This window comes from Amycolatopsis speibonae (genome assembly GCF_042647925.1).
In the GTDB taxonomy this organism is placed as follows: domain Bacteria; phylum Actinomycetota; class Actinomycetes; order Mycobacteriales; family Pseudonocardiaceae; genus Amycolatopsis; species Amycolatopsis speibonae.
Map to the genome: position 1 here is coordinate 57,417 of NZ_JBHRWK010000004.1, position 24,991 is coordinate 82,407.

General features: G+C 69.9%; 23 protein-coding genes. 17 read left to right on the forward strand and 6 right to left on the reverse strand.

The window, feature by feature from the left end; genetic code table 11:
- The first annotated feature begins 59 nt into the window (after nt 1–59).
- The 3 genes from ACFOSH_RS01755 to ACFOSH_RS01765 all read left to right on the forward strand — a co-directional run bounded on the left by ACFOSH_RS01755 (nt 60) and on the right by ACFOSH_RS01765 (nt 4,851).
- Complete coding sequence (locus ACFOSH_RS01755; protein WP_378236799.1) at nt 60–1,244, forward strand: MFS transporter; 1,185 nt, start codon at nt 60–62, stop codon at nt 1,242–1,244.
- A gap of 89 nt (nt 1,245–1,333) precedes the next feature.
- A complete protein-coding gene (clpB, locus tag ACFOSH_RS01760; protein ID WP_378236800.1) occupies nt 1,334–3,931 on the forward strand; it encodes an ATP-dependent chaperone ClpB in 2,598 nt (865 codons plus the stop codon).
- Between the two features lie 209 nt (nt 3,932–4,140).
- Complete coding sequence (locus ACFOSH_RS01765) at nt 4,141–4,851, forward strand: hypothetical protein (protein WP_378236801.1); 711 nt, start codon at nt 4,141–4,143, stop codon at nt 4,849–4,851.
- On the opposite strand, the gene ACFOSH_RS01770 is transcribed toward ACFOSH_RS01765, so the two are convergent.
- Nucleotides 4,852–5,985, reverse strand: a complete 1,134-nt coding sequence (locus ACFOSH_RS01770; protein ID WP_378236802.1) for a hypothetical protein — start codon at nt 5,983–5,985, stop codon at nt 4,852–4,854. It abuts the gene before it with no gap.
- Between the two features lie 129 nt (nt 5,986–6,114).
- Here ACFOSH_RS01770 and ACFOSH_RS01775 point away from each other — a divergent pair, with 129 nt between their 5' ends.
- The 6 genes from ACFOSH_RS01775 (at nt 6,115) to ACFOSH_RS01800 (ending at nt 12,276) form a co-directional block, all read left to right on the forward strand.
- On the forward strand, nt 6,115–6,882 hold the full coding sequence (locus ACFOSH_RS01775) for an SDR family NAD(P)-dependent oxidoreductase (RefSeq protein ID WP_378236803.1): 768 nt from the start codon (nt 6,115–6,117) through the stop codon (nt 6,880–6,882).
- Nucleotides 6,883–7,189: 307 nt separating this feature from the next.
- On the forward strand, nt 7,190–7,948 hold the full coding sequence (locus ACFOSH_RS01780) for an ABC transporter ATP-binding protein (protein ID WP_378236804.1): 759 nt from the start codon (nt 7,190–7,192) through the stop codon (nt 7,946–7,948).
- A complete protein-coding gene (locus ACFOSH_RS01785) occupies nt 7,948–10,482 on the forward strand; it encodes an FtsX-like permease family protein (RefSeq protein WP_378236805.1) in 2,535 nt (844 codons plus the stop codon). Before ACFOSH_RS01780 ends, ACFOSH_RS01785 begins: the two co-directional genes overlap by 1 nt.
- A gap of 46 nt (nt 10,483–10,528) precedes the next feature.
- Nucleotides 10,529–11,092, forward strand: a complete 564-nt coding sequence (gene pyrE / locus ACFOSH_RS01790) for an orotate phosphoribosyltransferase (RefSeq protein ID WP_378236806.1) — start codon at nt 10,529–10,531, stop codon at nt 11,090–11,092.
- A gap of 120 nt (nt 11,093–11,212) precedes the next feature.
- A complete protein-coding gene (locus ACFOSH_RS01795; RefSeq protein ID WP_378236807.1) occupies nt 11,213–11,605 on the forward strand; it encodes a DUF2784 domain-containing protein in 393 nt (130 codons plus the stop codon).
- A 14-nt stretch (nt 11,606–11,619) separates the two neighbouring features.
- The gene (locus tag ACFOSH_RS01800) at nt 11,620–12,276 is read left to right on the forward strand and encodes a TrmH family RNA methyltransferase (RefSeq protein ID WP_378236808.1); all 657 of its coding nucleotides are present in this window, start codon (nt 11,620–11,622) and stop codon (nt 12,274–12,276) included.
- Nucleotides 12,277–12,372: 96 nt separating this feature from the next.
- On the opposite strand, the gene ACFOSH_RS01805 is transcribed toward ACFOSH_RS01800, so the two are convergent.
- Entirely contained in the window at nt 12,373–14,508 is a 2,136-nt protein-coding gene (locus tag ACFOSH_RS01805; RefSeq protein WP_378236809.1) for a molybdopterin-dependent oxidoreductase, read from the reverse strand.
- 73 nt (nt 14,509–14,581) lie between these two features.
- Here ACFOSH_RS01805 and ACFOSH_RS01810 point away from each other — a divergent pair, with 73 nt between their 5' ends.
- On the forward strand, nt 14,582–15,598 hold the full coding sequence (locus tag ACFOSH_RS01810) for a glycoside hydrolase family 76 protein (protein ID WP_378236810.1): 1,017 nt from the start codon (nt 14,582–14,584) through the stop codon (nt 15,596–15,598).
- A 230-nt stretch (nt 15,599–15,828) separates the two neighbouring features.
- On the opposite strand, the gene ACFOSH_RS01815 is transcribed toward ACFOSH_RS01810, so the two are convergent.
- From ACFOSH_RS01815 to ACFOSH_RS01825, 3 genes are all read right to left on the reverse strand, one after another.
- Complete coding sequence (locus ACFOSH_RS01815; RefSeq protein ID WP_378236811.1) at nt 15,829–16,362, reverse strand: GNAT family N-acetyltransferase; 534 nt, start codon at nt 16,360–16,362, stop codon at nt 15,829–15,831.
- A 47-nt stretch (nt 16,363–16,409) separates the two neighbouring features.
- On the reverse strand, nt 16,410–17,279 hold the full coding sequence (locus ACFOSH_RS01820) for a LacI family DNA-binding transcriptional regulator (RefSeq protein ID WP_378236812.1): 870 nt from the start codon (nt 17,277–17,279) through the stop codon (nt 16,410–16,412).
- A gap of 88 nt (nt 17,280–17,367) precedes the next feature.
- Complete coding sequence (locus ACFOSH_RS01825; RefSeq protein ID WP_378236813.1) at nt 17,368–18,402, reverse strand: LacI family DNA-binding transcriptional regulator; 1,035 nt, start codon at nt 18,400–18,402, stop codon at nt 17,368–17,370.
- Nucleotides 18,403–18,517: 115 nt separating this feature from the next.
- Here ACFOSH_RS01825 and ACFOSH_RS01830 point away from each other — a divergent pair, with 115 nt between their 5' ends.
- The 7 genes from ACFOSH_RS01830 (at nt 18,518) to ACFOSH_RS01860 (ending at nt 24,204) form a co-directional block, all read left to right on the forward strand.
- Nucleotides 18,518–19,534 (forward strand): substrate-binding domain-containing protein, encoded by a 1,017-nt coding sequence (locus tag ACFOSH_RS01830; protein WP_378236814.1) that lies wholly within the window; start codon nt 18,518–18,520, stop codon nt 19,532–19,534.
- Nucleotides 19,534–20,523 (forward strand): ABC transporter permease, encoded by a 990-nt coding sequence (locus tag ACFOSH_RS01835; protein WP_378236815.1) that lies wholly within the window; start codon nt 19,534–19,536, stop codon nt 20,521–20,523. Before ACFOSH_RS01830 ends, ACFOSH_RS01835 begins: the two co-directional genes overlap by 1 nt.
- A complete protein-coding gene (locus ACFOSH_RS01840) occupies nt 20,520–21,341 on the forward strand; it encodes an ATP-binding cassette domain-containing protein (protein ID WP_378236816.1) in 822 nt (273 codons plus the stop codon). The genes ACFOSH_RS01835 and ACFOSH_RS01840 overlap by 4 nt, the downstream gene beginning before the upstream one ends.
- 6 nt (nt 21,342–21,347) lie before the next feature.
- Complete coding sequence (locus tag ACFOSH_RS01845) at nt 21,348–22,217, forward strand: PfkB family carbohydrate kinase (RefSeq protein WP_378236860.1); 870 nt, start codon at nt 21,348–21,350, stop codon at nt 22,215–22,217.
- Nucleotides 22,214–22,861, forward strand: coding sequence for a nucleoside/nucleotide kinase family protein (locus ACFOSH_RS01850; protein WP_378236817.1), 648 nt, complete (start codon nt 22,214–22,216; stop codon nt 22,859–22,861). Before ACFOSH_RS01845 ends, ACFOSH_RS01850 begins: the two co-directional genes overlap by 4 nt.
- Entirely contained in the window at nt 22,858–23,604 is a 747-nt protein-coding gene (locus ACFOSH_RS01855) for an SDR family oxidoreductase (protein ID WP_378236818.1), read from the forward strand. Before ACFOSH_RS01850 ends, ACFOSH_RS01855 begins: the two co-directional genes overlap by 4 nt.
- Nucleotides 23,605–23,790: 186 nt before the next feature.
- Complete coding sequence (locus ACFOSH_RS01860; protein ID WP_378236819.1) at nt 23,791–24,204, forward strand: VOC family protein; 414 nt, start codon at nt 23,791–23,793, stop codon at nt 24,202–24,204.
- A 19-nt stretch (nt 24,205–24,223) separates the two neighbouring features.
- On the opposite strand, the gene ACFOSH_RS01865 is transcribed toward ACFOSH_RS01860, so the two are convergent.
- Nucleotides 24,224–24,895 carry a DedA family protein gene (locus tag ACFOSH_RS01865; RefSeq protein WP_378236820.1) on the reverse strand — a complete coding sequence of 224 codons (672 nt, stop codon included), beginning with the start codon at nt 24,893–24,895 and terminating at the stop codon, nt 24,224–24,226.
- Nucleotides 24,896–24,991: the final 96 nt, after the last annotated feature.

Sequence of the window (24,991 nt, forward strand, 5' to 3'; positions counted from 1 at the left end):
CCGCCGGTCTTGACTGAACGGACCTTTCGTAGCGCTGTCACGCCGGTAGCGTCGAAGGTGTGCGGAGCAGGGTCGCGTTGCTGGTCGCTTTGGGAATCGACAACTTCGGCTCGGGACTCTTCCTCCCGCTGGGCCTCGTCTTCGTCATCCGTGTGGTGGGTCTGCCGCTCGCCCAGGCGGGGGCCGCCGTCACTCTCGGTGCGCTGGCCGGGCTGCTCGTCCCCGCGTTCGCCGGGCGGCTCGTCGATCTGATCGGCCCGCGGACGGTGATGATCTGCGCCCACGTCCTGCAGGCCGCCGGAGTGAGCGCTTTCCTGCTCGCCGGTGGCTTCACCGGCGTCGTCGGCGCGTCGGTCATGCTCGCGGCCGGGCAGCAGCTCTTCTACAGCTCGCAGTTCTCGCTCATCGCCGACGTCGCGGGCGAAGGGCCGAAGGACCGGCCGTTCGCCGAAGCCGCGATGGTCCGCTCCGCGGGCTTCGGGCTGGGCGGGCTCGCGGCGGCCGGACTGCTGGTGTGGATCGGGCGCGAGGGCCTGTACGTCGCCGTGATGGTCGACGTCGCCACCTTCGTCGTCGCCGCGGCCATCCTCTCGACCCTGGTCACGCCGGTGCCGCGGCATTCGCGACGGCTCTCGGGGCCCGCGCGGGTCTGGCGGAACCGCCCGTACCTGGCGCTCATCGTGTTCAGCGGGCTCTTCGCGCTCACGATGGACTTCTTCCTCATCGGGATGCCGGTGTACGTCTTCAACTCCCTGCAAGGCCCCCGCTGGCTGCCCGGCGCGATCATCGCGCTGCTCACCGTCGTCACCAGTCTGGGTGGAGTCGTCGGATTGCGGCTCACCCGGAAGCTGACCCGGATCGCCGCGATGCGCGCGGGCTCGGCGTTGTTCGCGGTGTGGTGCCTGGCGTGCCTCGTGGTGGTGTTCGTGCCGAAGGTCTTCCAACCGGTCTACCTGCTCGGCGCGACCCTCGTGCTGGCCGCGGGCGATCTCGCGTTCGGCCCGCGGTCCGGGGCGCTGGCCGAAGCCGCGGCGCCGCCCGAGGCGCGAGGCCGCTATTTGGCGGCCTTCCAATACGCGTTCACGCTCGCCGCGGTGATCGCTCCGGCCGTCGTCGGGCTGTTCTCCGTGGCAGTGTGGATCCCGTGGGTGCTCGTGGCCGCGTGCGCCTGTACGGCCGTCGTCGGACTCGGCCGGGTAGGCCCGCGCCTGCCCGCGGAGGCCGTCTCGCCGACGGGGAGTTGAACTTTTCTCAAGTTGAGCGGAACAGACTCAACTTTGCTGACGTTGTACGAGTCGAGAAGAACTTCGCAGGACCTAGTACGAGGTGAGGGATGGACGCTTTCAACCCGACCACGAAGACCCAGCAAGCGATCTCGTCGGCGGCGCAGGCTGCCACGATGGCGGGAAACCCGCACGTCGCGGCCGCGCATCTGCTCGGCGCCCTGCTGGCGCAGGGTGAGGGGCTCACCGCACCGCTGCTGACCGCGGTCGGGGCCGATCCGGAGCAGGTGCACAAGGAGCTGGAGCCGCTGATCGCGGCGCTGCCGTCGGCGACCGGCGCCACGGTGTCGAGCCCGCAGTTCGACGCGAACGCGGTCAAGGCGCTGACGCACGCGCAGAAGCTCGCGACCGAACTCGGCGACGAGTACGTCTCGACGGAGCACCTCCTCGTCGGCCTCGCCACCGAAGGCGGCCCGGTGGCCGACCTGCTCAAACGGCACGGCGCCACCCCGGACGCGCTGCGCGAGGCGTTCGCCAAGGTGCGCGGCTCCGCGCGGATCACCAGCGCGGATCCGGAGAGCACCTTCAAGGCGCTGGAGAAGTACGGCGTCGACCTGACCGAGCGCGCCCGCGCCGGCGAGCTGGACCCGGTGATCGGCCGCGACACCGAGATCCGCCGTGTGGTGCAGGTGCTCTCGCGCCGCACCAAGAACAACCCGGTGCTCATCGGCGAGCCCGGCGTCGGCAAGACGGCCATCGTCGAGGGGCTCGCCCAGCGGATCATCGCCGGTGACGTGCCGGAATCGCTGCGCGGCAAGCGCGTCGTGGCGCTGGACCTCGGCTCGATGGTCGCGGGCGCCAAGTTCCGCGGCGAGTTCGAAGAGCGGCTGAAGGCCGTGCTCAAGGAGATCACCGACTCCGCGGGCGAGGTCGTCACCTTCATCGACGAGCTGCACACCATCGTCGGCGCGGGCGCGACCGGCGAGGGCGCGATGGACGCGGGCAACATGATCAAGCCGATGCTCGCCCGAGGTGAGCTGCGCATGGTCGGCGCGACCACGCTCGACGAGTACCGCCAGCACATCGAGAAGGACGCCGCGCTGGAGCGGCGCTTCCAGCAGGTGCTGGTCGGTGAACCGTCCACTGAGGACACCATCGGCATCCTGCGCGGGCTCAAGGAGCGGTACGAGGTGCACCACGGCGTGCGCATCACCGACGCCGCGCTGGTCGCCGCCGCGACGCTGTCCGACCGCTACATCACCGCCCGGTTCCTGCCGGACAAGGCGATCGACCTGGTCGACGAGGCCGCGTCGAAGCTCCGCATGGAGATCGACTCCCGGCCGGTCGAGATCGACGAGGTCGAGCGCGCCGTGCGGCGGATGGAGATCGAAGAGATGGCACTGTCCAAAGAGGACGATGCCGCCTCGAAGGACCGGCTCGCCGTGCTGCGTTCGGAACTGGCCGAGAAGCGGGAGACGCTGACAGCGTTGACAGCGCGCTGGCAGAACGAGAAGGGCTCCATCGAGCGCGTCCGCGACCTCAAAGAGCAGCTGGAGCAGCTGCGCGGCGAGTCCGAGCGCGCCGAGCGCGACGGCGACCTCGGCAAGGCCGCCGAACTCCGCTACGGCCGGATTCCCGCGCTGGAGAAGGAGTTCGAGGCCGCGATCGCCGCCAGCGAGGTCAGCCAGCAGAACGTCATGCTCAAGGAAGAGGTCAGCGCGGACGACGTCGCCGACGTGGTCAGCGCGTGGACCGGCATCCCGGCGGGACGGCTGCTGGAGGGCGAGACGGGCAAACTGCTCCGGATGGAGGAGGAGCTCGGCAGGCGCGTCATCGGGCAGAAGGAGGCCGTGCAGGTCGTCTCGGACGCGGTGCGCCGCACCCGGGCCGGCGTCGCGGACCCCGACCGGCCGACCGGTTCGTTCCTGTTCCTCGGCCCGACCGGCGTCGGCAAGACCGAGCTGGCGAAGGCGCTGGCCGAGTTCCTGTTCGACGACGAGCGCGCGATGCTGCGGATCGACATGAGCGAGTACGCCGAGAAGCACTCGGTGGCGCGCCTGGTCGGGGCGCCTCCGGGCTACGTCGGCTACGACCAGGGCGGGCAGTTGACCGAGTCGGTGCGCAGGCGGCCGTATTCGGTCGTGCTGCTGGACGAGGTCGAGAAGGCGCACCCGGACGTGTTCGACGTGCTCCTGCAGGTGCTCGACGACGGACGGCTCACCGACGGCCAGGGCCGGACGGTGGACTTCCGCAACACCATCCTGGTGCTGACCTCGAACCTCGGCTCGCAGGCCATCGCCGACCCGGCGCTCGACGAGCGCCAGCGCAACGACGCGGTGATGTCGGTGGTCCAGCGGCAGTTCAAACCGGAGTTCCTGAACCGGCTGGACGACATCGTGGTCTTCCACGCGCTCGGCACCGACGAACTGACGTCCATTGTGGACATCCAGATCGAGCGGCTCGCCTCGCGGCTGTCGCGGCGCCGCCTGACGCTGGACGTCACCGCCGGGGCCCGCGAGTGGCTCGCGCTGAACGGCTTCGACCCGATCTACGGCGCGCGGCCGCTGCGGCGGCTGGTGCAGTCGGCGATCGGCGACAAGCTGGCGAAACAGCTGCTGGCCGGTGAGATCCGGGACGGCGACACGGTCCGGGTCGACATCCCCGGGCAGGAGGCGTCGGAGGCCCTCACCGTCACCCGGGTGGACTGACGCGAGTCGTTCACCTGCTGAACGCTATGAAAGGTCCTTTCCTTGCAAATTTCGCAAGGAAAGGACCTTTCATAGCGTTGACGACACAGCGATTTGTCGACCTTTCACCGCGTCTTTCGTGGTCTTTCCCGGGTGCGGCACCGAAAGGGGGGCGCGACACGGCGCCCGGCGATCACATCCGGTGAGGGCAGGGGGATACCCTGACCGGCGTGGGTATTCCGGCGTGGATCTGGTTCGTCATCGCCGCCGTCGCCTTGGTGGCGGGGCTGGCGCTGCTCGCGGCCGACCGGGCGAAGGAGGGCTCGCGCAATCGCGAGCGCATGCGCTGGGCCGAGTTGCGCGGCTGGCAGTTCGTCGAAGAGGACGAACGGCTGCCGAAGCAGTGGTCCAAGGGCGCGATCGGGTACTTCGGCGCCCAGATGGCGGTCAACGTCGTGGCCGGGTCCACCTTCACCTCAGACGGGCGGCGCCCCGTCTTCATCTTCGACATCGAGTCCGAGGGTCAGATCCCGGCGGTCGTCGTCGCCGTGCGCTGCAACCGCGTGCACGAGACGCCGCTGGAGATGTGGCTGTCCAGCGTGCCGTTCCAGCGCCAGGACATGCCCGAGATGCTCGGCCCGATCGGCCAGCGCTACGCCTTCGCGGACGACTCCGAGGGCGCCCGCAAGGTGATCACGCAGGAACTCGTCGACGCGGCCGACTCGCTCGGCGGCGACGTCGGCGTGGCGTGGCTGGAGAACGAGTGGGTGCTCGCGAGCGTCGCCCCGAACGCCGGGCCGTCGCGGCTCGAGCGGCTGCTGCGCGACCTGGGCGAGATCGCCGACATCGTGGACCCGTTCGACGAGGAGTACGACAACGCCTCGACCCCGGGCCGTCACTGGCAGGCCGATGCGCCCGAGGACGTCGAACCCCAGGGCTGATCAGGACTGCTCGATCTCCAGCGGAAGCGCGCCGGCGGTGAAGCCGGTGTGCGACGGCTGACCGAGCACGCTCAGGTCGAGTGTCCCGGACTGGGTCACCCGCCCGGCCCGCGCCGGATCGGTGGTGGGCAGCACCCCGCGCAGTGACGTCGTCGTGGTGCCGTGGGCGGACACCACTTCGCCGATGCCGAGGTCGCCGCTGATCGTGTTCGAGCCGGATCCGGTGAGCCCGGCGCCGTTCTGCGCCAGATCCGCGGCCTGTGCGGTGGTCACCAGCCCGGTCCCCGGACCGATGGTGCCGCCGAAAGCGTGCTCCTGGCCGTAGCCGACGCCCGAGCCGACGTCCATCGGCAGGATCCCTTTGAAGCGGCCGACGCCGTGCTGCGCCGACGTCGTCCCGATGGCGGCGAAGTCACCTACGTCGATCCCGTGCCCGGAAGACCGGCCCGCCTCCAGCACGCCGCCGAGGACGCCGGAGAACCCGCCGTCGAGCCGCAGGGCCCGGTCGAGGTCCCCGCCGGCGTGCTGCTGGGTCTCGTTGATCACGCCGACCCCGGGTAACGGGCGGACGGAGTGATAGGTCCCCTCGGACGCGCGGAGCCCGCGGCTGTCCTCGGAGACGAGCGTGGGGACGCCGGTGCGCGGGTCGATCGCCGCTTCGGTCAGCCGTTCGCCGGTCTTTTCGAGTTTGGTCTCGTTGCCGGCCACGACGCTGCCGTAGCGGGCGAGCCTCACCGTTTGCCGCTGGCCCTGCATGGCCGCTTCGGCGGTTTTCGCCGCGGCGAGCGCGCCGACCTTGTCGGGGCGGGCCGTGACGCCGTCGCGGGTCTCGACGGTCTCGCTCACCGACCGGCGGACTTCCGCGAGGACCTTCGCGTCGCCGAGGTCCTTGCTGTAGACGTCTCGCTCGGTGCTGGTCAAGAAGCCGCGAAGGACGGACGTGTCCCCTTCGCTGCTGAAGCCGACGCCGCGATCGAGGGTGCCTTCGCGCTGGTGGTCGAGGGGGAGCGGGATCGCCGGATCCGGCTGGGCGGCGAGCGCGGTGGCCGGACCGGCGAGCAACAACGCCAGCGGCGCCGCGCCGGCCGCGACCTTGGGCAGGTAGCTCGGCTTGCGCCTGCTGTGCTTCCCCATGGGGCGGGACGATACTTCCCGACTTCGACGATTGCACGACAGATCCCCACGGTGGGTGACCCCCACGCACGTCACTCGGCAGCGCTGGAGCACCTCTCCCGGAACCCGACCGAGGAGTAGGTTCCCGATATGACTCAAACCGCCCTGATCACCGGCGCCACCGCCGGAATCGGCGCGCAGTTCGCGCGCAGGCTCGCCGCCGAGGCCTACGACCTCGTGCTCGTCGCCCGCGACGTCGACAGGCTGGAGAGCTTCGCCGCGGAGCTGGTCGAGGCGCACGGCGTCGACGTCGTCGCCCTGTCCGCCGATCTGTCCGAAGTGGACGGACGCGCGCTGGTCGAGGACCGCCTGGCCGAAACGCCGGTGGATCTCCTGGTGAACAACGCGGGCTTCGGGCTCAACGGCGATTTCTGGACCATTCCGCCGGACGCGCTGCAACGTCAGCTCGACGTCAACGTCACCGCGGTCCTGCGGCTGACCCGCGCCGCACTGCCGGGGATGATCGAACGTGGCCAGGGCGCGATCATCAACGTCAGCTCGGTCGCCGGGTTCTTCAGCGGCCGCGGCTCGACCTACACGGCCAGCAAGAACTGGGTCACCTCGTTCACCGAGGGCATCGCCGCCTCGCTGCCGGAGAACATCCGCATGATGGCGCTCTGCCCCGGCTTCACCACCACGGAGTTCCACGAGCGGGCGGGACTGGACAAGCCCGGCCCGAAGGCGTTCTGGCTCGGCGTCGACCAGGTCGTGGACGAGGCGCTCGCGGATCTGCGCCGCGGCAAGGTGATCTCGGTGCCGAGCCTGCAGTACAAGGCGATCGTCGCGGTCGGCGGGCTGCTGCCGCGCGCGGTGCTGCGCAAACTCGGCGGTGGGTTCGGTGGGAAGGGCCGCACCTGACCGCCGGTCCGGTCCGTGAAGGCCTCCTTCCCTACCCTGACGGTAGTAAAGGAGCCCTTCACTACCTTCGCGATCGCCACGGTCGCACCAGGTCATCGCTTCTTTGGAGCCCGGACCCGACGGGTGGGAGATCAAAGTCGCGTCGCGTGGGCAGGAACACAAGGTCCGGGTGAGCCGGGACGGTGCTCAGGTCTTGGGCGAGCAGCGGACAGCCAAAGACCGGCGCGGTGAGGTAGGGCCCGCCCTACCCAGGAGACGCACGCTCGCCCCAGGGTGCGTTCGGCCCCCGGTTCCTAGGGTTTTCCCCATGAGCACTGGGTGGAACGGCGACGCTGTCCGGCTTGACGGCGTCCGCAAGGAATACGGCAAGGGCGTCGTCGCCCTGGGCGGGGTGACGCTGGCGTTCCCGCGCGGCGGCTTCACGGCCGTGATGGGGCCTTCGGGCTCGGGCAAGAGCACTTTCCTGCACTGCGCGGCCGGACTTGACCGGCCGACGTCGGGGTCCGTCGTGCTCGACGGGCAGGAGCTGGCCGGGATGAGCGAGACGAAGCTGACGAAGCTGCGCCGCGACCGGATCGGCTTCATCTTCCAGGCTTTCAACCTGCTCCCGGCGCTGACGGTCGAGCAGAACGTCACGCTCCCGCAGCAGCTCGCCGGCGCCAAGCCGGATCGTCGCGTCGTCGAGGAGATCCTGAACCGCGTCGGGCTTTCCGGGCGACGCAAGCATCTTCCCGGCGAGCTTTCCGGCGGGCAGGCGCAGCGCGTCGCGATCGCGCGGGCGCTGGTCACCCGGCCCGCGGTGGTCTTCGCCGACGAGCCGACCGGCGCGCTCGACACCCGCACCGCCGCCGAAGTCCTCGGCCTCCTGCGCGATTCCGTCCGCACCACCGGCCAGACCGTGATCATGGTGACCCACGATCCGATGGCCGCCTCCTACGCCGACCGCGTCATCTTCCTCGCCGACGGCCGGATCGCGGACGAACTGCACGCGCCGACCGCCGACGTCGTCGCCGAGCGCATGACCCACCTGGGTGCCTGGGGCAACCCGGCAAGGGCGGGTGCGTGATGCTGCGACTCGCCTTCCGGACCCTGCGCCTGCGCAAGGGCGGGTTCATCGGAACCTTCATCGCCGTCTTCTTCGGCGCGCTGATCGTCGCCTCCTGCGGTGGCCTGATGGAGACCGGGATCCGCAGCAACGCGGAACCGCAGCGCCTCGCCGCCGCCCCGATCGTCCTCACCGGCGGCCAGACCTTCGAACTGCCCAAGGAAGACCCGGCCTCCCTCGAAGCCGACGACAAACGCAAGTTCGAGGACGCGCGGCTCCCCGAGCGCGTCCGGCTCGACGACGGCCTGGTCTCCCGGTTGCGGTCCGTCCCCGGTGTCTCGGACGTCGTCGGCGAAGTGAGCTTCCCGCTCGCGGCGGGCGGGCAGCCCGCCCTCGGCCACGCCTGGGATTCCGCCGCGCTGACCCCGTACACGCTGGCGGCGGGCGCCGCGCCCGTCGCGGGCGAGGTCGTCGTCGAAGCCGCGTCGGGTCTGAAGCCCGGTGACCTGGTCGAGGTCGCCGCGCGCGGCAAGACCGAATCGTTCCGGGTCGCCGGCGTGGCCGGTGCGCCGCGTTCGATCACCCAGGCCGCCGTGTTCTTCTCCGCCGCCGACGCCGCGCGGCTCTCCGGATACCCCGGCAAGGCCGACGCCATCGGTGTCTTCACCAAACCGGGTGCCGACGTCGAAGCGGTGCAGGCGAAGGTCGCCGAGGTCGCCACAGGGGCGACCGTCCTGAGCGGCATCGACCGCGGTGTCGCGGAGTTCCCCGAGGCCGATTCGAGCGGGACCAACCTGATCGTCATCGCCGGTGTGGCGGGCGGGCTTTCGGTGATGGTCGCGATGTTCGTCGTCGCGAGCACGCTGAGCCTGTCCACCCAGCAGCGTTCCCGCGAACTCGCCCTGATGCGGGCGATCGGCACGACCCCGCGCCAGCTCCGGCGCATGGTGCTCGGCGAGGCGCTGGCCGTCGGCCTGCTCGCGACCGCGCTCGCCGCCGCGCTGGGTCCGCTCCTCGGCGAATGGCTCTTCGGCCAGCTCGTCGAAAACGGCGTCGTACCCGCGGTTCTGCGGTTCTACCAGGGTTGGCTGCCCGCCGTCGTCGGCGCGGGTGCCGCGATGCTCGCGGTGTTCATCGCCGCCTTCGTGGCGGGCCGCCGGGCCGGGAAGATCCGGCCGACCGAGGCGCTCGCCGAGGCCGCGGTCACCCGCCGCTGGCTGACCCCGACGCGGGTCGTGTTCGCGATCCTCTGCTTCGGCGGCGGCACCGCGCTGGCCATCGTGACCGTCGCGGTGATGACCGGTCCGGTCGCGGCCAGCACCGCCGGACCCGCCGTGATCCTCTGGGCGATCGGCGTCGCGATGATCACCCCCGGCGTCGCCAAGGTGATGACCGCGATCCTGCAGTGGCCGATGCGCCTGCTCGGCGGCATCGACGCCAGGCTCGCCGTGCTCAACACCCGCGCCGGGGTCGTCCGGGCGGCGGGCGCGATCACCCCGATCATGCTCGCCGTCGGGATCGCGACCGCCAACATCTACCTCCAGACCACCCAGCAGGAGCTGGCGAACCAGGCCTTCACGGAGGACGTCCGCGCCGACGCCGTGATCGGTTCCCCCGCGGGCGGGCTCTCCCCGGACCTCGTCCAGCGGATCCAGGCCGTCCCCGGGGTCGCCGGAGCCTCCGAGTACGTCACCAGCAGCGTGTTCCTCGAGGCGCCGTACGACAGCTCCGACGACGGACGCCCGGCGATCGGTCTCACCGCCTCCGGCGTGAGCGCGACGACCGACACCAAGGTGACCCAGGGCGACCTGAAGGCCCTGACCGGCCGGACCGTCGCGCTCCCCGACGTCTACGCGAAGGACTTCAATCGCGGCGTCGGCGACACGGTGAGCCTGAGGCTCGGTGACGGCACCCCCGCCGACGTCAAGGTCGTCGCGGTGACCAGCCAGCGCCGCGGTTTCGAGAGCCTGCTGCTCCCCGCCGATCTCCTGGCCCCGCACACCACCGCCGGACTCGCCCCGCAGATGCTGGTCCGCGCCGCCCCGGACGTCGATCCGGCGGCGCTCACCGAACGGCTTCGCGAGGCGACGGCCGGGCTGCCGGTGTCCGTCGGCGACCGTGGCGCGCTCATCGCGGCGCACGACAAGGACCAGGCCGTCGGCGCGTGGGTGAACTACCTGCTGGTCGGGATGATCATCGCCTACACGGTGATTTCGGTGGCCAACACGCTGGTGATGGGGACCGTGCGGCGGCGGCGCGAATTCGGCCTCCAGCGGCTCACCGGTTCGACCAGGGCGCAGGTGCTGCGGATGGCCGGTTTCGAAGGCGGGCTCGTCGCGCTGATCGGGATCGTGCTCGGCACCGTCGTCGCGGCGGGCTCGATCGTCCCGTTCTGCCTGGTGGCGGCCGATTCGGTGCTGCCGATGGGCTCCCCGCTGATCTACCTGTCCATCATCGGCCTCGCCGCCGCGCTCGCGCTGGTGGCCACCCTGGTCCCGGCCTGGGCGGCGACCCGCGGCCCGGCGGTGGACGCGGCGACGTCCGGCAGTGACTAGAGCTACCGTCGAAGGACGCCACGGGCCGTGTGTAAGACTCTCGGCCGTGGCGTACCCAGGGTTGGATCAAGCGGCGAAACTCGAACTGGCGAGACTGGTCGGCGAACTCTCCGTCGTGCACGGCAAGGTGACCTTGTCCTCCGGCAAGGAGGCCGACTACTACATCGACCTCCGGCGGGCGACGCTGCATCACGCGGCCGCTCCGCTCATCGGGAAGCTGCTTCGTCAGCTCACCCACGACTGGGACTACGTCGCCGCCGGCGGCCTGACCCTCGGCGCGGACCCGGTGGCGCTGGCGATGCTGCACTCCGCGGCGACCGACGGTGTCGTGCTCGACGCGTTCGTGGTCCGCAAGGGCGCCAAGGCGCACGGTATGCAGCGCCGGATCGAAGGTGTCGAGGTGCTCGGGCAGCGCGTGCTGGCCGTCGAGGACACCTCTACCACCGGCGGCAGCGTGCTCACCGCCGTCGAGGCGCTGCGCGAGGCCGGAGCGAACGTGGTCGGCGTCGCGACGGTCGTCGACAGGGACACCGGAGCGCGCGAGGCCATCGAAAAGGAAGGCCTCGAGTACCGTTACCTTCTGAACAAGGACGACCTCGGTCTGTCCTGACTAAAACGTCCCGAAGGGGGCATCCTCCGTTCGCGAACGGAGGATGCCCCTTTTTTTCGTGAGCGTTTCTCAAGACGAGAGGGGTAACGTCGCTGGTAGGGGTGTGAAAGGGGGCTTGAGGTGGCGGGTTTCCTGGCGAACGTGACAGTCGCGGTGCATGTTTTCGCGCTGCTGTTCATCGGATTCGGTGGTTTTCTCGCGTGGCGGTGGCCGAAGGTGATCTTCGTGCATGTGTTCTTCGCCGCATGGGGAGTTCTCGTCAACGTCTTCCCGTGGCCATGCCCGCTGACAGCCGCCGAGAACTACTTCCGGAGTCAGCAGGGCCTCGGCGATCTGCCGGGCGGCTTCAACGCCTACTACCTCTACGACACGGTGTTCCCTCGCTCGTCGCTGCCGCTAGTCGTCGTGATCGCGATGGCGACGGTGATCATCTCCTACGTCGGCGCGTACCAGCGCTGGCGCCACCGTCACCACGACGGCGACGCACCGGCGCACCGCGTCAGCATGGGCTGAGTGACAATCTCCGGGTGACTGAGTCGGAAGAAGCCGGGCCCACCGAATGGGTGGCGCGGGAAGAGGTCGGCGTCGGCCCGTGGGAAGGCGAGTGGCCCGCGGACGAGCGCTACGACCCGGAACTCCTGGCCGGAGGCGACCGCCGCAACGTCGTCGACCCGTACCGCTACTGGCGGCGCGAGGCCATCGTGTCCGATGTGGACAGCCGTCGGCACCCGTTCCACGTGGCGATCGAGAACTTCCAGCATGACCACAACATCGGCACCGTGGTCCGGACGGCGAACGCGTTCGCCGCGGCCGCCGTGCACATCGTCGGACGGCGGCGCTGGAACCGGCGCGGTGCCATGGTGACCGACCGCTACCAGCACCTTCTCCACCACGAGGACGTCGACGGGCTGCTGGCCTTCGCCGCGACGGAAGGCCTCGCCGTGGTCGCCGTCGACAACACCCCCGGCTCGCAGCCCGTGGAGACCGCCGAGCTGCCGCGCGAGTGTGTGCTGCTGTTCGGCCAGGAGGGGCCCGGGCTGTCGGCCGAGGCGCAGAAGACCGCGGCGCTGGTCGTTTCGATCGCGCAGTTCGGCACGACACGCTCGATCAACGCCGGTGTCGCCGCCGGGATCGTCATGCACGCCTGGGTCCGGCAGCACGCCGACCTCACCACCGCCTGGTGACCCCCGGTGCCCCCGCAATTAGTCACCTACTTGCGGCTGTTCCGCAGGCGATCAAGCGCGAGTCGCCGGCCGCAAGTAGGTGACTAATTGCGGTGGTCAGACGGGGGTGACCTCGACCGGGATCCCGTTCAGCACGGCGTTCCCGGACGGGACGTCCAGCAGGGTCTCGTCGGCGACCAGGTTCGAGTTGACCCCGGCGTGCGCTGTGGCGACCTTCGTCCGCGTTCCGTCGAGGTCGTGCCCCCAGCCGTGCGGCATGCTCACCACGCCGGGCCGGACGTCGGCCGTGACCTCCACCGGGGCTTCCAGCTTCCCCGCTCGCGACGTCACCGCCGCGAGCCCGCCGTCGGTCAGCCCGAGTCGGGAGGCGTCGTCCGGATGCACCTGGACGGTGCACCGGTTGCCGCCGCGCACCAGCGGTGTCAGGTTGTGCATCCACGAGTTGTTCGAGCTCAGGTGCCGCCGTCCGATCAGCAGCAGCCCGCCGTCCGGCGCCTTGTCCAGCTCCGCGCGCAGCCGGGGGACGTCCTTCGTGATCGCGTCCGGGGCCAGTTCGACCTTGCCGCTCGCGGTGGTGAGCACCTCCGGCAGCCGCGGCTTCAGCGCGCCGAGGTCGATGCCGTGCGGGGCGGCTTCGAGGTCGGCCAGTTTCAGCCCGTACGGCCCGCCTCGCAGCATCAGGTCGATCATCCGCGCCGGTCCCGTGCGGCCTTCGGCGAGGGACAGGTCGACGCCGGTGCGCCGCGCCGTCTCACCCGCGACCATCGTGTCGAAGGCGGCCACGTCGGCGTCCGGGCCCTGACCGGCGGCGATCCCGGCCATCCGCAGCAGGGTCACCCACTCCTGCGGCAGGTCCGTCTCGAGCGTCGACGGCGTCCAGTTCGCGACGTTCCGCACTGCGAGCGCGTACAGCGCGACGTCGTAATGTGGTCGTTCGAGCGGTGACGGTCCGGGGAGGATGACGTCGGCGTGCCGGGTGGTCTCGTTGAGGTACACGTCGAGGGAGACCATGAAGTCCAGCTGCCGCAACGCTTCCGTGAGCCGCGCGGAGTTGGGCGTGCTCAATGCCGGGTTACCGCTGATGGTCACCAGCGCCCGGACCTGGCCCTCGCCGGGCGTCTCGATCTCGTCCGCGAGCGTGGCCACCGGCAGCTCGCCGAGCACCTCGGGATACCCGCGCACCCGGCTCGTCCAGCGGCCGCTGGTGAACGGCGAGGATCGTCGCGGCTTCCAGAGGGCGGGCAGCGGGAACATCACGCCGCCCTCGCGATCGAGGTTGCCGGTGAGCGCGTTGACGACGTCGACCAGCCAGCTCGCGATGGTCCCGAACGACTGGGTCGTGGTCCCCATGCGGCCGTAGACCGCGGCCCGCCCGGCGTCCGCGAGGTCGAGCGCGATGCGACGGATCTCGGCGGCGTCGATCCCGGTCGCGGGCGCGACCGCTTCGGGCGTGAACGGCTCCGCGAGCGCGCGGACCTCGTCGACACCGGTGACATGCTCACCGGGACTGACCCGGTTCTCCGCGAACAGCACGTTGACCAGCGCGAACAGGAACAACGCGTCGGTGCCCGGCCGGATCGCGTGGTGCTCGTCGGCGAGCTGGGCGGTCCGGGTGCGGCGCGGATCGAGGACGACGATCTTGCCGCCCCGCTTCTGGATCCCGCGCAGCCTGCCGCGGGTGTCGGCGGCGGTCATCAGGCTTCCGTTGGACACCAACGGGTTCGCGCCCAGAATGAGCAGGTGCTCGGTACGGTCGAGGTCGGCGACGGGAATGGTCTGCGGGTCGCCGAAGAGATAGCCGGAGGAGAAGTGCTTCGGCATCTGGTCGACCGTGGTCGCGGTGTAGAAGTTCTTGGTGCCCAAGGCTTTGAAGAACACGCGGCCGTAGAGCACCAGTGCCGCGTTGTGCACCGTCGGATTGCCGGAGTAGACGGCGACAGCGTTCTTGCCGTGCTCGTCGATGATCGGCCGAAGGCGCCTGTCGATCTCGGCGAAGGCCTCGTCCCAGGTGACCTCGACGAACTCGCCGTCGCGTTTGACCAGCGGCGCTGTGAGTCTGTCCGGGTCGTGGTGCAGTGCGCCGAGCGAAGCGCCCTTCGGGCAGATGTACCCCTGAGAGAAGACGTCCTCGCGGTCGCCCTGCACCCGGGTGACCAGGCTCTTCTCGTCGATCGTCACCTCCAGGCCGCAGGTGGCTTCGCAGAGCGGGCAGGTCACGTGCGCCGTGGTCATGAAGCACCTCGCGAGATCGGGGACCGTCTCAACATACTGAGCGGTATGTCGGCGGGCAAGGGATGATGGCGCGATGACCGCACTCGCCGACCGGGCCGGGGCCGCCGAGCGCGCGGTCCGCGACCGGCATCTGCGCAGGGTGTGGGGGCTCCCGGGGACGGTGCTCGGCCGCAGCGGCTGGCCGCCCTCGGCCGGTCAGCGCGTGCACTGGCACTGGAACTACTGGTGGCAGGCGCATCTGCTGGACACCCTCGTCGACGCGCAGCTGCGGGATCCCTCACCGGAACGACTGAAGCTGATCGACCGGTTCGTGGCGTCTCTGCGGCTGCGCAACTTCGGCAAGTGGATCAACGACTACTACGACGACATCGCCTGGCTCGGTCTCGCGCTGCAACGAGTGGGGCATCTCGGCCTGGACGTCCGCGGCGGGCTGGAGGCGATCAGTTCGCGGCTGCGCGAAGGCTGGACCGACGACGCGGGCGGCGGGATCCGGTGGCGCGTCGGCGACGACTTCAAGAACGCGCCCGCGAACGGCCCGGCCGCGATCTTCCACGCCCGCGAAGGGGCGGCAGAGCACGCGCGAGGCCTGACAGCCTGGATGACCGAGCGGCTCGTCGATCCGGACAACGGACTGGTGTGGGACGGCCTGCGGGTCGAAACCGGCGAACTGGTCAAGCATATTTTCACCTACTGCCAAGGGGTTTATCTCGGCGCCTGTCTCGAACTGTCCGAAGTGGACAGAGTGGAGCGCACGATCCACGCGGTCGCGGAGCACGTCGCGCCGAACGGGGTGATCCGGGGACAGGGTGGCGGCGACGGCGGTCTGTTCGCCGGGATCCTGGCGCGGTACCTGGCGCTCGCGGCGCCGCTGCTGCCGAGCGGGGTGGCGCGCGACCTGGTCATCCGGTCGGCCGACGCCTGCTGGGCCGGCGCCACCGAGACGCCGCACGGGCCGCTCTTCAGTGCCGACTGGGCGACTCCGGCGCCTTCGCTGCCTCTCGCTCCCGACGCTCCCGAACGCGACCTGTCCGTCCAGGTGAGCGCGTGGATGCTCCTCGAAGCCGCCGCGACCCTGGACCATCGCATCTAGAGGACTGAACGCGGTACTTGCGTGTCACGGTCACTTGCCCGCCGGCGTGACGGGTTCGGATGTTGCGAAAGCCACTTTCGCAACGTCGCTTCCCGTCAGGTTGCCCCAGGTGGCCGTGAGTGGCAAGGAGCGTTCTAACGACACTTACCACTCACGACCAAGGCGCGGCCGACCCCACCGGTCAGTCCAAACCCACGCCACCCGTGCCCTACCTCAGGACGAAACGCGGGTCACCAGACGTCGCCCGAGCGCCAGTCCGCGGTGATCTCCCCGTCCAGATCCAGCGTGACCCCCACCGGCAGCACATGGATCGACCCGTCGTCCTCCTTCGTCGCCTTCACGCCCGAAGGCGTCATGGCCGACGAAGTACCGCGCCACAGCAGCCAGCCACGCGACGCGTAGAACTCCAGGGCGTCTTCGGCCGCCGAAAGCGCCCCGAGGTCGTACGCCTTCCTCAGGACCCGCTCCAGCGCGTCCATCATCGCGGCCCCATGACCGCGCCGCCGGTGATCCGACCGGACGGCGACCGCCTCGACATAACCCGTCCGGAGGGCCCGCCCGTCGTGCACGAGCCGCCGCTGGACCAGGGACGCGTGCCCGATCAGTTCGCCGGCCTCCCACACCAGCGTGTGCATGCCGCCGAGCGCGTTCTCCCAGTCGTGGTCGCTGAAATCGCCGTCGAATGCGTCGTCCAGCAGAGCGCGTGCAGCGGTCAGCACGCCTGCTTCGAGGTCGGCGGTGTGCACGGTCCACAGGTCGGTCATTCCGCCATCATCACCCGGCGGCGGCGTTCTGACCAGCGGGTTGTGAGTCAGCAGCCGCACGACTGACGGTGTATGAAGCGCGGTGCGAGCCGTACGGATTCGGGTCGTCGCTCAGGGTCGGTGATCCGGGCGAGCAGCAGTTCGACGGCCTTGCGCCCGATCTCCTCGATCGGCTGCGCCATCGTGGTCACCGCCGGGGTCACCTGCCCGGCCCACTCCATGTCGCCGTAGCCGACGATCGCGAGGTCGCGCCCGATCCGGATGCCGAGCCGGTGCGCCTCGTACTGGACGCCGATCATCATCGCCTCGCTCGCCACCACGAGCGCGGTCGGCGACGGCCAGCTGTCGAGCAGTTTCGCGGTCGCGGCGGCCGCCCCGCCCGGGGTCGACTGCCCGCACGCGACCAGCTGGGACGTCCACCGGATCCCGGAGCGGCCGAGGCCGAGCCGGTATCCCAGCGCCCGCTCCTCGTGAGTGGCCATGTCCTCTTCGCCCGCGATGAAGCCGATCTTGCGGTGCCTCAGCCCGGCGAGGTGCCGCACGAGCGCGCACACGGCCTGGATGTTCTCGGAGCCGACCTGGTCGACGTCGTTGCGGCCGGCCATCCGGTCGACGAGCACGGTCGGCACGCCCATCCTGACCAGCCCGTTGATCACCGCTTCGTCGCCGGCCGCCGGGACGAGCAGGACGCCGTCGACGCGGTCCGCCCGCAGCGCGCGGACGACCGCGGCTTCTTCGGAGACGCTGTCGCCGGTGTCGGCGAGGGTGATCTCACAGCCGTGACGGCGCGCGGCGCGGCGGATCGCCCGGACGAGTTCACCCGAATACGGGTTCGCGTGCATCGCCATGGCCACCCCGAACCGGTGGGTGACAGGGGTGTCCGCCCACAGGGGTAACGCCGGGGACAATGCGGTCATCGGTCCACGCCTTCATCCGAGCTTGAACGAAGGTAACGTCTTACGGAGCGTCGCCCGGCGGCGAGACCGGAAAGTCTCCCAACAATCATCAATGTGAGTGAACGAGAGCGCATCCGCAGGACGCTCGGTGGCGGAGCGTAGGCGGGATCCGCATCGTCTGGGCCTTGCGTGCGGGATCGTTGATCCTGGCGAGCAGCAGACGCACCGCCTGTGTGCCGATCTCCTCGATCGGCTGCGCCATCGTGGTCAGCGGCGGATCGACCAGATCGGCCCACTCGACGTCGTCGTAGACCACCACCGGCAGGTCGATCCCGGCGCGCAGTCCGCGCTTGCGCAGCTCGTGCAGGACGCCGACCATCATGGTGTCGTTGGCGACCACCAGCGCCGTCGGCGGCGAAGGCTGCGCGAGCAGCGTGCTGAGCGCGAGAGCCCCGCCCGCCTGCGAAGACTGCCCGCACGCGACCAGGTCCTCCGACCAGGTCAGCCCGGATCGCCCGAGGCCGAGCCGGTAGCCGAGGATGCGCTCCTCGCTGGTGCTCAGCCCGGCCGTCCCGCTGATCATGCCGATCCGCTGGTGCCCGAGCGACGCGAGATGCGCCGTCAGCGCGGACGTCGACTGGATGTTCTCCGCGCCGACCTGGTCGACGTCGGTGCGGGTGGACAGCCTGTCGATGAGCACGGTCGGGACGTCGAGCGAGATGAGCTCCCCGATCACCGAACCGTCGCCCGGCGAGGGCGTGATCAGCAGTCCGTCGACCCGGCGGGAACGCAGCGTCCGCACGGTTTCACGCTCGGTGTCGACGGCGTCGTGCGTGTCCGCCAGCAAGACCGTGTACCCGGCCAGCGCGGCTTCGCGTTCGATCGCCTGGATCAGCACCGCGAAGTACGGGTTCGCGATCAGGGAGATCGCGACGCCGATCGACCGCGTCCCGCCGGTGACCAGCGAGCGGGCGATCGCGTCGCCGGTGTAGCCGGTCTGTTCGATCGCGCGGAGGACCGCCAGTTTGGTGTCCTCGGCCACCGCCCTCGTCCCGTTGACCACGTGCGAGACCGTGGTGATCGAGACTCCCGCCAGCTCGGCGATGTCGCGTTGGGTGGGGCGGGACGAGCGAGACGGCGGCATCAACGTTCCTCGGTGAAAGTCAGCTGGCAAGCGTTTGCGCAAACGCTTGCGAGTGAGCATAACCCTGTCTACCTTCCGGTCCATCACGGACAGCCTTGAATCGGAGGGCATCCCCATGAGACAGCGACGTCTCGCCGCGCTCGCCCTGACCGCCGCACTCGCGGTGACCTCGGCCGGGTGCACCGTCGAACGCCACTGGGGTGGCGGGTCCAACGCAGGCGGTGGCGGCAAGGCCAAGGTCGGCCTGGTCACCAAGACCGACACCAATCCCTACTTCGTCGAACTGAGAGCGGCCGCCAAGGCCGCCGCCGAAGCGAACGGCGCGGAGTTCAGCGCGCTCGCCGGCCAGTTCGACGGTGACAACGACGGCCAGGTCCGGGCCATCGAGAACCTCATGCAGCAGGGTGCGAACACCATCCTGATCACGCCGAGTTCCTCGACCGGCGTCCTCGACGCCATCGACCGCGCCCGCAAGGCCGGGGTGCTGGTCATCGCGCTCGACACGGCGACCGAACCGGACACCGCCGTCGACGCCACCTTCGCCACGGACAACTTCGAGGCCGGACGCCAGCAGGGGGCGTATATCAGCGCAGCTCTCAATGGCAAGCCGCCGAAGCTGTTCATGGTGGACGGCACCGCCGGGTCCACTGTGGACACGCAGCGGCACACCGGGTTCCTCAAGGGCATCGGCCTGACCGACGCCTCGCCGGAGATCAAGGGCAAGACCCCCGCGAACGGTGATCAGAGCCTGGCTCAGCAGGGCGTGGAGAACCTCCTGCAGCGCACCACCGACATCAACGCCGTCTACACGATGAACGAGCCGATGGGCCGCGGCACCTACGCCGCGCTCCAGGCCCGCGGCCTGGCGAACCAGCTCGTGATGGGCTCGATCGACGGCGGCTGCGAAGGCGTCAAGAACGTGCGCGACGGCCAGTACGCCGCCACGGTCATGCAGTTCCCGAAGAAGATGGCCGAGCAGGGCGTCCTCGCCGCCATCGACTACGCCAAGACGGGGAAGAAGCCGAGCGGGTTCGTCAACACCGGTTCCGCGGTGATCACGGACAAGCCGATCCCCGGTGTGGACAGCCAGGACACCAAGTGGGGCCTCGAGAACTGCTGGGGGACGAAGTGATGACGACAGCGACCCTCAAAGGCAACGAACGCCCGACGATCGGTGAGTTCTTCCTGCGCGCGCCCGCGGTCGGGCCCGCGCTGGCCCTGCTCGTCGCGATCGTGGTGTTCTCCTTCTCGACCGACACCTTCCTCGACCTCGACAACCTTTCCCTTGTGGTGCAACAGTCCCTGGTGGTCGGCACGCTCGCGCTCGGGCAGACGCTGATCATCCTGACCGCGGGCATCGACCTGGCCAACGCGGCCGCGATGGTGCTCGCGACGCTGATCATGGCGAAGCTCGTGGTCGGCGGCGTCTCCGGGATCTGGGCGCTGCTGCTCGGAATCTTGGCGACGGTGGTGATCGGGATGGTCACCGGTTCGCTGGTCACCCGGATCAAACTGCCGCCGTTCATCGTCACGCTCGGCCTGCTGACGGTGCTCACCGCGGCCGCGAAACTGTTCGCGGGCGGCCAGGCCGTCCCGGTCGCCGACTCGCTGCTCAAATGGCTCGGCACCCGCCGCTACCTGTTCGGCGGCATCCCGATCACCTACGGCATGACGCTGGCTTTGCTGATGTACCTGGCACTTTGGTACGCGCTCACGCGGACGCCGTGGGGCAAGCACGTCTACGCGGTCGGCAACGCGCCGGAATCCGCGCGGCTGTCCGGGATCAAGGTCAACCGGACGATCCTTTCGGTGTACATCGTCGCCGGGGTGATCGTCGGGATCGCCGCCTGGCAGGCGCTCGGCCGCGTGCCGAACGCCGACCCGAACGCCTTCCAGCTCGGCAACCTCGACTCCATCACCGCGGTGGTGCTCGGCGGCGCGAGCCTGTTCGGCGGCCGGGGTTCGGTGCTCGGCACGATGATGGGCGCGCTGGTCGTCGCGGTCCTGCGGTCCGGACTGACCCAGCTCGGCGTGGACGCGCTCTACCAGGACGTCGCCACCGGCGCTCTGCTCATCGGCGCTGTCTGCGTCGACCGGTTCGCGAGGAGGCAGCAGTCATGACGACGCCCACGACGCTTGAACCGACTCTAGCCGCGAGCGGACTGGTCAAACGCTACGGACGGGTCACCGCCATCGACGGCGCCGACTTCGAGCTGTTCCCCGGTGAGGTGCTCGCCGTCGTCGGCGACAACGGCGCCGGGAAGTCGAGTCTCATCAAAGCCCTTTCGGGAGCGGTGATCCCGGACGCGGGTGAGATCAAAGTGGACGGTGAGACCGTCCACTTCAAGTCCCCTTTGGACGCTCGCCACTACGGGATCGAGACGGTGTACCAGGATCTCGCCGTCGCGCCCGCGCTCGATATCGCTTCGAACATGTTCCTCGGCCGCGAAAAGCGGCGAAAGGACCTCTTCGGTCAGCTGTTCAGGAAACTGGACACCGCGACCATGAGGGCCGACGCGCAGCGGATCCTGGACGAACTCGGCATCAACATCAAGTCCATCACGCAGCCGGTGGAGACGCTGTCCGGCGGGCAGCGCCAGGGTGTCGCGGTCGCGCGGGCGGCCGCGTTCGGCACCAAGGCGGTGATCATGGACGAGCCCACCGCCGCGCTCGGCGTCGCCGAATCCGGCAAGGTGCTCGACCTGATCAACCGGATCCGCGAACGCGGCCTGCCGGTGGTGCTGATCAGCCACAACATGCCGCACGTGTTCGACATCGCCGACCGCATCCACGTGCACCGCCTCGGGAAGCGAGTCGCGGTCGTCTCGCCGAAGACGCACACTATGAACCAGGTCGTCGGCCTGCTCACGGGTGCGCTGAAGATCGGCGATAACGGCGAGGTCGAAGAAGTCGCCGCGGCCGTCCACACGGGACTGTAGGTGCGGGTGCTGCTGGCGGGCCTGTGCACCGTCGACCAGGTTCAGCGCGTCGCCGAAATACCGGCGCCGGGCGAAAAGGTGCGTTCGCTGTCGATGGACGTCGCCGCCGGGGGGCCGGCGACGAACGCGGCGGTGACCGTGGCCGCGCTCGGCGCCGGGGCGAGGTTGCTGACGGTCGCCGGTGCGCATCCGCTGGCGGCACTCGCCCGCGCAGACCTCGAAGCGCACGGCGTCGACCTGGTCGACCTCGATCCCGAGCGGCCCGATCCGCCCGCGATCAGCGCCATCACCGTCCGTGACTCCGACGGCGAACGCACCGTCGTCTCGCGCAACGCCCACGCTTCCCCGCAATTCGGCACCTACTTGCGATCCTTGCACGCGCGACTACCGCAACCAGGTGACGAATTGCCGGGGTGCGTGCTCCTGGACGGGCACCATCCGGAAGTGGCGGTCGAGGTCGCGCGCTGGGCGCGGGAGTGCGGCGTGCCGGTGGTCCTCGACGCCGGGAGCTGGAAGCCGGTCTTCCCCGAACTCCTGCCGCTGGTCGACATCGCCGCGTGCTCCTCGCTCTACCGCGGGGACGATCCCCACGAGCACGGCGTGCCGGTGGTCATCACGACCGCCGGCCCCGAACCGGTCCGCTGGTCGACGGCGGACGGGTCCGGTGCCATCCCCGTCCCCGTCACCCAAGCGCGTGACACGCTGGGAGCGGGCGACGTCTGGCACGGAGCTTTCGCGTACGCGGTCGCCAGGGACACAGGGGATGTCCGGGGCTGGATCGAGTTCGCCAACGAGGTGGCCGCCGAACGGGTGCGGCATGAAGGACCGAGGTCGTGGACGGCCGCGGTCGCGAAGAGGAGAGAAGGACTGTCATGACTGACATGCCTCCGGTGTTCGAAGACCTGTTGAGCAGGGCGCAGACGCTGGCGAAGCCGGGACAGCGCAGTGTGCTCGGGATCGTCGGCGCTCCCGCGTCCGGCAAGACGACGCTCGCCTGGGGCCTCGCGAAGGCGCTGGGCACGAGGGCGGCCGTGGTCGGGATGGACGGCTTCCACCTCGCGCAGGTGGAGCTGCAGCGCCTCGGGCGGGTGGAGCGCAAGGGCGCGCCGGACACCTTCGACGCGGCCGGGTACGTGCACCTGCTGCGAAGGCTCGCCGAGGGCCGCGAGACGGTCTACGCGCCCGAGTTCCGCCGTGAGATCGAGGAGCCGATCGCCGGTGCCGTCGCGGTCACGCCGGACGTCCCGCTGGTCATCACCGAGGGGAACTACCTGCTCATGCAGGACGACCCGTGGAGTGGCGTGAAGCCGATCCTCGCCGAGTCGTGGTTCCTCGCGCCGGACGAACCCGAGCGCATCGAGCGGCTCGTTTCGCGGCACCGCCGCTACGGCCGTTCGCTGGTCGAAGCGCGTCGCCGCGCGCTCGGTTCCGACCAGCGCAACGCCGATCTGATCGCGTCCACCAGCGACCGGGCCGACCTGGTCCTCGAGAACCTCCCGCTGGTCAACTTCGCCATATGACCGGGGTCATCGTCGTCACGGGCGGCAGCAAGGGCATCGGCGCGGCGGTCTGCGAACTGGCCGCCGCGCGCGGTCACGACGTCGTCGTCAACTACGCGGGTGACGCCGAAGCGGCCGAAGACGTCGCTTCGCGCGCCCGGAAGCACGGCGTCCGAGCGATCACCCAGCGCGGGGACGTCGCCTCCGAGGACGACGTCGTGGCCCTGTTCGACGCCGCCGTCGAGCTCGGCCCGCTGGCCGGGGTGGTCGCGAACGCGGCCATCACCGGCAACACCCCGGGCCGCTTCGACGAGTACGAGGTCGACGTCGTCCGTCGCGTGGTGGACGTCAACGTCACCGGCGTCTTCCTGTGCGTCCGCGAGGGCATCCGCCGGATGTCCACCCGGTACGGCGGCGAGGGCGGCTCGATCGTGACGCTGTCCTCCACCGCCGCGCGCACCGGTTCGCCCGGTGAATGGGTCCATTACGCGGGCACCAAGGCGGCGGTCGAAACGATGACCTACGGCGTGGCGCAGGAAGTCGCGAAAGAGTCCGTCCGGGTCAACGCGGTCGCGCCGGGGATGATCCACACCGGACTGCACGCGGCGGCCGGGCTGCCCGATCGCATGGACCGGATCGCCCCGACCATCCCGATGGGGCGGGCGGGCGAACCCGGCGAAGTCGCGGAAGCCGTGCTGTGGCTGCTCTCCCCGGCCGCGTCGTACACCACCGGGACGGTGCTGACCGTCGGCGGAGGACGTTGACACCCAGGGGCCACGAGGCGGTCACGAGGCGATATCGGGTCCGCGTGCGGTTCAGCCACTTTTTAACACTCTTTCCCGGTGGATATCACGATTCATGTGGGAAGTCGGTGGATCACCTCGTGGCCCCAGGCGCCTGTGTCACCCTGGTGGCGCCCCCAAGATTCTTGATCAGGACGGTCATCCCCGATGTCCAAGCTCATGTCTGTGCACCACCTGGCACTCACCGTGACCGATGTGGACCGGAGCGTGCCCTGGTACGCCCGCGTTCTGGAACTCGAAGAGTTCACACGTCGCGAAGACCCGGAAACGGGTCTGCGGAAGGTCGTGCTCAGGTCGCCGAGCGAGGGTTTCGCGGTGGTTCTCGTCGAGCACAAGAACACCGAGCGGCCGCCGTTCGACGAACGGCGGACCGGTCTGGACCACGTGGCGTTCAAGGTCTCTTCTCGGTCGGAACTGGCGGAGTGGGAAGCGCGGCTCTCGGAGTACGGCGTCGTCTACACGCCGTCGAAGGGATCGCGGACCCTGGAAGGCTCTTCGGTCATCGTGTTCCGCGACCCCGACGGCATCCAGCTGGAGATCTGGGCCGACCCCGAGTTGTAGGCGTGCGAATGGGGATGGATCAGGTCGCCGCGTTCTCTTCGGCCTCTTCGGCGGGGCGCCGCATTTCCTGGCGGTAGCGGATCACGCCGTAGGCCGTGCCCGCGATGAAGAACGCGATGCTGATCCACAGCGCCGCCGTCTTGACCCACGGCAGCTCGTCCAGCAGACCGGCGCCGTAGTAGCCGAGCAACACCAGCGTCGGCACCCAGAGCAGCCCGCCGAGCGCTGTCGCGAGCGCGAACCGGCGCGGATCCATCCGCGCGGCCCCCGCGATGAGCGGCGCCAGCGTGCGGATCCACGGGATCCAGCGCGCGGCGACGATGGCGAAGAAACCCCGCCGGTCCAGGAACGCCCTGGCGCGTTCGAGATTGTGCCTGCTCAGCACCTTGCCGCCACGTCGGGCGATCAGCTTCGTGCCCGTGCCCCGGCCGATGTAATAGCCAACCTGGTTGCCGAGGATCGCGACGAGCAGCGCGGCGGCCGACAGCAGCCACGCGTTCAGGTCGGAGCCGTGCTGCGCGAGGACGACCCCGGCCGCGAACAGCAGGGAGTCGCCGGGCAGGAACAGCCCGATGATCAGCGCGCACTCCACGAAGATGAAGCTGAGCACGATCACCCAGACGAGCACGGGTCCGGCGGTGTCGAGCCAGCTCACGCCGATGCTCGCGGCCTCGGTGTACACCTCACTCACGCCGCGAGCCTACGTGTACTCGGCGAACCGCACTTCACCGAACGGTGGAATCGGGGTGTCTTCGGAGGTCCGGTCACGCGCCCCACACACGCTATG